Source organism: Marinobacterium profundum (assembly GCF_001528745.1).
GTDB classification, from domain to species: domain Bacteria; phylum Pseudomonadota; class Gammaproteobacteria; order Pseudomonadales; family Balneatricaceae; genus Marinobacterium_A; species Marinobacterium_A profundum.
This window is the reverse complement of record NZ_BCNS01000031.1, coordinates 1-6,217: the sequence shown is the minus strand read 5'-3', so window position 1 is coordinate 6,217 and position 6,217 is coordinate 1. Positions and strand designations below refer to the sequence as shown.

6 protein-coding genes are annotated in these 6,217 nt (G+C 54.5%); 1 reads left to right on the top strand and 5 read right to left on the bottom strand.

Annotated elements, in window-relative coordinates:
* Window positions 1-246: 246 nt before the first annotated feature.
* The 4 genes from bglB to MPRO_RS02100 form a co-directional block, all read right to left on the bottom strand.
* Window positions 247-1,392, bottom strand: coding sequence for a beta-galactosidase BglB (bglB, locus tag MPRO_RS02115; protein WP_067286382.1), 1,146 nt, complete (start codon window positions 1,390-1,392; stop codon window positions 247-249).
* Between the two features lie 99 nt (window positions 1,393-1,491).
* Complete coding sequence (locus MPRO_RS02110; protein ID WP_067286381.1) at window positions 1,492-2,790, bottom strand: TRAP transporter large permease; 1,299 nt, start codon at window positions 2,788-2,790, stop codon at window positions 1,492-1,494.
* Between the two features lie 3 nt (window positions 2,791-2,793).
* On the bottom strand, window positions 2,794-3,276 hold the full coding sequence (locus MPRO_RS02105; protein ID WP_067286379.1) for a TRAP transporter small permease: 483 nt from the start codon (window positions 3,274-3,276) through the stop codon (window positions 2,794-2,796).
* Between the two features lie 10 nt (window positions 3,277-3,286).
* On the bottom strand, window positions 3,287-4,288 hold the full coding sequence (locus MPRO_RS02100) for a TRAP transporter substrate-binding protein (protein ID WP_102136251.1): 1,002 nt from the start codon (window positions 4,286-4,288) through the stop codon (window positions 3,287-3,289).
* A 359-nt stretch (window positions 4,289-4,647) separates the two neighbouring features.
* Here MPRO_RS02100 and kdgR point away from each other — a divergent pair, with 359 nt between their 5' ends.
* The gene (gene kdgR, locus MPRO_RS02095) at window positions 4,648-5,433 is read left to right on the top strand and encodes a DNA-binding transcriptional regulator KdgR (protein WP_067286377.1); all 786 of its coding nucleotides are present in this window, start codon (window positions 4,648-4,650) and stop codon (window positions 5,431-5,433) included.
* A gap of 97 nt (window positions 5,434-5,530) precedes the next feature.
* On the opposite strand, the gene kduD is transcribed toward kdgR, so the two are convergent.
* On the bottom strand, window positions 5,531-6,217 hold a 687-nt coding region (gene kduD / locus MPRO_RS02090; RefSeq protein WP_067286375.1), incomplete at its 5' end, for a 2-dehydro-3-deoxy-D-gluconate 5-dehydrogenase KduD.

Genomic DNA, 6,217 nt, shown 5'->3' with positions numbered 1-6,217 from the left:
TTTTGGAAGTTCTTGTTGCTCTGTGCTGAGCTTGCGTGCGTCGGTATTCATGCGCACATTATATCAGATCTAAATTTCCACCGGGTTAATAATAGGCGCGGCTATTGGCTTTCCGCCAATAGCCCTTCTCACGCTGAATAGAGTAAACCCTGCCGGTACGAGAAGCAGGGTTTTTGGTGTCTGGCAGGGTTTGGCTGAGGATGGCCAGGGCGCACAATGTTGCGCCACGGGTCTGTCCGATCTGTGTTAGCGGTACAGATACACCCGCAGGTACTCCGACAGGCAGAGGATTGCCATGGCCTGGCCGTAGGGCATGGAGGTCAGGGGGATATTGCGGTAGTAGTCCAGGTCCTCGCCCATGGCGGTGCCGAAGGATACCTGGGTGAGCTCGCCGTCCGGGCTGAGATGCCCGAGTACGCCCTGTACGGATTTTTCTGCCAGGGCGGCATAGGATTTGTCGATATAGCGCTTGCGCACGGCTTTCAGAATGCCATAGGCAAAACCGGCCGTGGCCGAGGCTTCCAGATAGGAGTCGGGGTCATCGAGCAGGGTGTGCCAGAGTCCGGATTCATGCTGGCATTGTGCCAGTGCCTCGACCTGGCTGTTGAGTACCTGCAGCAGATAGCGACGGGTGGCGTCATGCTCCGGCAGGTCGAGCAGCTCGATAAAGTCCGGGATGGCGACCGTCAGCCAGCTGTTGCCACGGGCCCAGCGGGCATTGGCAAAGTTGTGTTTGCCCTCGAAGGTCCAACCGTGGAACCACAGGCCCGTTTCCCTATCCATCAGATACTGGGTGTGCAGCATAAACTGGTACTTGGCTTCTTCAACAAACTCCGGCCGGTTCAACAACTTGCCGATCTTGGCCAGCGGCAGGACGCTCATCATCAGGGTGTCGTCCCAGATCTGCTGGTGGTTTTCACTGTTGTAGACGATGTGCTGCAGGGCGCCGCGCTCGGTGCGGGGCATATCGTACATGACCCATTCCGCCCAGGCCTCGAGATAGGGCAGCCAACTTTTGTTGTCTTCTTCCTCATAGCGGTACGCCAGGGTCAGGAAGGGGCAAACGGTATTGATGTTCTTGGTCGGCAGACCTTCGGACAGGCGTGCGCTGAACCAGCTGTCGATGATATCCCGTGCCGCAGGGTCATTGGTTTGCTCGTAGTAGCGGTATATGCCATAGAGGCCGATGCCATGGGTCCATTCCCAGCCTGCCCAGCCCTTGGTGTCTATGGTGCGGCCATCGTCCAGATGCAGCAGGAATTCGCCGGTCTCGTCGGTAATATTGACAAGGTTGTCGGTGATTTTCTGAATCAGCTGTTTGAGTTGGTCGTAGCTGACGGGAAATTCGGGTTTGCACAGTAGTGGGTTATCTTTGACGCTGAATACTTTCACGGAATTCTCCTGCGGCATGGATTTTTTATGGGTATCCGATTGTTCCCAGTGGCTGGGTTGCAACCGAATTTGATTGATTTTCACCAACAAGTGACTGTGTCAGACGCCAAAAAACTGTGGCAGAAAAAGCGTTAGCTGCGGAACGTAGGTAACCACAAAGAGCACCAGTATGATGGCCAGGTAAAAGGGCAGCAGCGGTCTGATCAGGCTTTCAACTCTGACCTGCGCAACACTGGCGCCCACAAAAAGTCCTGATCCTACCGGCGGTGTAATAGTGCCGATGGAGAGGTTAAAGATCATCACCACGCCAAAATGAACCGGATCGACGCCCATCTGTGTTGCGATTGGCAGCAGTATGGGGGTGAAGATAAGGATGGCCGGGCCAATATCCATAAAGGTTCCGATAATCAATAGCAGTATATTGATGATCAGCAGTACCGTGATCTGGTTATCGGCAAGGCCCAGTATAATCTCACTGATTACAGCAGGCAGTCCGCTGAAGGCCATGGCAAAGGACATGGCGGAAGACGCAGCCAGCAAAAACATGATAATGCCGGTCATGCGCACGGTGGACATCATGATCGCCGGGAGCTGGATCAACTTGATGGATTTATACACCACCAGTGACAGGAAGGCCGTATAGAGCACGGCCACCGCCGAGGCTTCAATGGCCGTAAACACGCCGAACACAATGCCACCGACCACAATGAAAATCAGTAACAGGCTCGGCAATGCCTCACGGCAAATCAGCCAGGCCTGCTGTCGGTTTATGGCCGGCGCCATCGGATACTTATGCCGTTTGGCCACAATATAGGCGACAACCATGCAGCCCAGCCCCCAGAGGATGCCGGCGACTGCGCCGCCCATGAACAGGGCCGCAATCGATGTACCGCCACTGACCAGGGCATAGATGATAAAGGCCGTGGTCGGCGGAATCAGCATGCCCGTCGGCGCCGAGGCTATGTTGGCGGCGGCGGCAAAGGTGCGCGCATAGCCTTCCTTTTCACTCATGGGCACCATCACGCCACCGATTGAGGTGGATGCCGCAATGGCGGAACCGGATACGGCGCCAAACATCATGTTGCCGACGATGTTGGTATGGGTCAGGGACCCCGGTATCTTGCCGGCAAACAGCTTGGCAAAGTTGACCAGGCGGGTCGCAATTCCACCATTGTTCATTATCTCGCCGGAAAGTATGAAAAAGGGCACGGCCAGGAGTGCAAAGGTGTCCAGGCTCGAGACCATTTTCTGAGCGGTGATAAACAGCGCTCTGTCCATCGGCATCATTAACAGCATGGTGGCGGTGGAGGCGACGGCGATACAGATGCCGATGGGAACACTCAGCAGCAGCAGTACCGCGAAGGTCAGAATAAGGGTCAGGCTAGCTTCAATAACCATGTTCTATTCCCCGTGGACGCGCAGCGCCCGGTACAGGTCAAATGTATTGATCAGGCTGTACAGAACAATGACAACTCCCGAGACGGGTAGCGCCGAGTAGATCAGTCCCATGGGAACCTGCAGTACCGGTGATGTCTGTGTCATGGAGATGGAAACGGCATGTCCCCCTCCCATAATCAGCACAGATACGGCAAACAGCAGAAATACCATCTGAATGACGATGCCCCATCTTAGCTGGCCGCGCAGTGGCATCAGGTCAACAAACAGGCTCATCGATACATGCTGGCTTTGTCCGGCCACGTAAGCTGCGCCCATAATTGAAATCCAGATCAGTGCAAAGCGCAGAAACTCTTCGGACAGGGTGCTGGGCGAGCCGAAAACATATCGGCTCGCCACCTGCCAAAGCGCCACTGCAACCATTACACCCAGTAAGCTGATGCAGAAGAGTTGAATCAGTCTGTCCAGAAAGGTACGCAGCCCGTGCATGGCACTATCCTCAGTTTTGAGCAGCCGAGCGGATCTGCTGATACAGCTCGTACAGTGCCGGAGTGGTTTTCAGTTCCTCGTACATGGGTTGCACCGCCTGCTGGAAAGGTGCGATGTCCACATCATGGAAGGCGACACCGAATTTCTCCCGACTTTCCTGCTGCGCCTGTTCGATTGCGGCTTTCCAGGCCTGTTTCTCAAACTCGGTAGATTCCTGGGCGGCTTCGAACACAGCCTGACGCTCCGAATCGCTGAGCTGAGCCAGCGCCTGGGAGCTGATCAGGACTATATCGGGGATGCGGGTGTGGGTATCCATCGAGTAGTGCTTGGCGACCTCGGCGTGGCGCGCCACGGTCAGTGCGAACTCATTGTTTTCCGCACCATCGAGTATGCCCTGCTGGATAGATGTATAGACTTCCGCCTGGCTCATCGCGACAGGCGCAGCGCCCAGCAGCTCCATCATCTTGATTGCCGTCTGGCTCTGCATGACACGAATTTTCATGCCCTTGAGGTCATCCAGGGTCTTGATCGGTTTGGATTTGGTATAGAAGCTGCGCTGGCCTGAGTCGTACCAGGTCAGGCCGACAAAACCCAGACTTTTGGTGGACTGGTATACTCCATCCATGATCTTGGGGTCATCCATCACTTGGTGGAAATGTTGCTCGCTGTCGAACAGGTATGGCATGGAAAAAACGCCGTAGATAGGCGAGAAGCTTTCCATCAGACCGCCGGATACCTTGGTAATATCAACGGCGCCGGTTTGGGTCAGCTCGACAAGTTCACGTTCACCACCGAGCTGGCTGTCCGGGAAGTACATCACTTTGACCTCGCCGTTGGTCTTTTCTTCAACCAGCTTGCCGAATAGGGCAAGTGCGTCCTTGACCGGCTGGCTGTTGCTGGCGTAGGCCAGGCGCAGTGTTGTCTGGGCCCAGGCATTGGAGGAGAGAAGGCTGCCGACGGCAAGCGTGCTAACGAGGCAGCAAGACAACAGGGATCGGGTGATCGGTTTCATGGATTATTTTCCTCAGATTTTTAGAGTTATATCGAGAGATTCATGGTTGTCGTTGATCAAGTTTTGGTACACAGGCCTTCGCCTTTATGCAGTGATACCTCAGCGGAAGTTCGCCATTTGTTCGGACTTCGTTACTCGGTATCGAATAAAGAAATTACATTTCTTTAAAGTCAAAACAGTATTTCATTTTCCAGTTTGATGCGCAATAGCTTCTTTATCGTCGATCTATTTCTTTTTGTTATAAAGCGGCGCACCTTTGGCTCGACAGCTTGATGGAGCGCGGATGATTGCGTCATGGGCAGATTGGCTCGTACAATGGCACATCGTTCCTATTTAATTAAAACAGCGTGAGGTTATTGATGGCTACCCTGGACAAGACCCCGGATTCGGTTTCGTCGGTGCTTAAGGTGTTCGGTATCTTGCAGGCGCTGGGCGAGGAGCAGGAGATCGGTGTGACCGAGTTGTCGCAACGGGTGCTGATGTCCAAAAGCACGGTTTATCGCTTTCTGCAAACGATGAAGACCCTTGGCTACGTTAAGCAGGAGGGTGAGAACGATAAGTATTCGCTTACCTTGAAGCTGTTTGAGCTGGGGGCTAAGGCGCTGCAAAACGTCGACCTGATTCGCATTGCTGACGGGCAGATGCGGGAGTTGTCGAAGCTGACGCGTGAGACCCTGCATCTGGGTGCCTTCGAAGAAGACAGCATCATCTACATCCACAAGATCGACTCGCTATACAACCTGCGAATGCATTCACGTATCGGGCGCCGCAATCCACTGTACAGCACCGCCATTGGCAAGGTGTTGCTGGCCTGGCTGGAAGAGAGCGAGGTGCGGGATATTCTGGCCGCTGTTGAGTTCAGGAAATTTACCGCCAATACGCTTGAGTCCGTTGATCAGCTAATACCGGTGCTGGCGCAGGTGCGTGAACGGGGTTACGCCGAGGACAGTCAGGAAATGGAAGAGGGTCTGCTTTGTGTGGCAGTGCCGGTGTTCGATCGTTTTGGCACTGTGATAGCAGGATTGAGCATTTCGCTTCCGCTGATGCGTTATGACGAATCAAAACACGCTGAATATGTTGCCATTTTGCACCGCGCCGCCGGGGTTATTTCACAGCAATTGGGGTGCACCGATTATCCTTTTTAATGAGAAGAACAGGGCATTATTATTTAGACAAACCGGTGCCGCTTATTTTAAAAAAAACCGCGATCTAGCGGGGCCAGGTTTGGATCTGAGCGTGCTCTTAGCGCGCCAACCAGCCCCCGTCAACGGCGAGGGTATGGCCGTTAACATAATCGGACGCGCTTGAGGCCAGAAATACCACAGGCCCCATCATATCCTCCGGCCGTCCCCAGCATGCTGCCGGTATGCGCCCAAGTATTTCCTGATTACGCTGATCATCGGCGCGCAGCGCTTCGGTGTTATTGGTCTCCATGTAGCCAGGGGCTATGGCATTCACATTGATGCGTTCCTGCGCCCATTCATTGGCCATCAAGCGGGTGATCCCCAGCACGCCACTCTTTGACGCGGTATAGGAGGGCACCCGAACTCCGCCCTGATAGGACAGCATGGAGGCGATATTGATAATCTTGCCTCCAGTGCCCTGGGCAATAAACTGGCGCGCGACTGCCTGTGACATAAAAAAGGCGGTGCGCAGGTTTACATCCATGACGTCATCCCAGTCCCTGGGTGAAAAGTCGATGGCGTCGTTGCGTCGGATAATGCCGGCGTTATTCACCAGGATATCTATTTTTCCAAAGGCATTGAGCGTCTGTTCTATGAGCCTGGGGATCTCGTCAATACTGCCAAGGTCCGCCTGTAGGCCCAGAAAGCGTCGGCCCAGGGATTCCACCTTGGCGCAGGTTTCACTTGAGTCGCTGCGGTTGACGCCGACTATATGACAGCCCGCCTGGGCCAGGCCAACGGCCAT

Coding starts and splice junctions, on each gene's coding strand:
- MPRO_RS02110 (WP_067286381.1), bottom strand. CDS start 2,790: ATGGTTATTGAAGCTAGCCTGACCCTTATTCTGACCTTCGCGGTACTG.
- MPRO_RS02105 (WP_067286379.1), bottom strand. CDS start 3,276: ATGCACGGGCTGCGTACCTTTCTGGACAGACTGATTCAACTCTTCTGC.
- MPRO_RS02100 (WP_102136251.1), bottom strand. CDS start 4,288: ATGAAACCGATCACCCGATCCCTGTTGTCTTGCTGCCTCGTTAGCACG.
- kdgR (WP_067286377.1), top strand. CDS start 4,648: ATGGCTACCCTGGACAAGACCCCGGATTCGGTTTCGTCGGTGCTTAAG.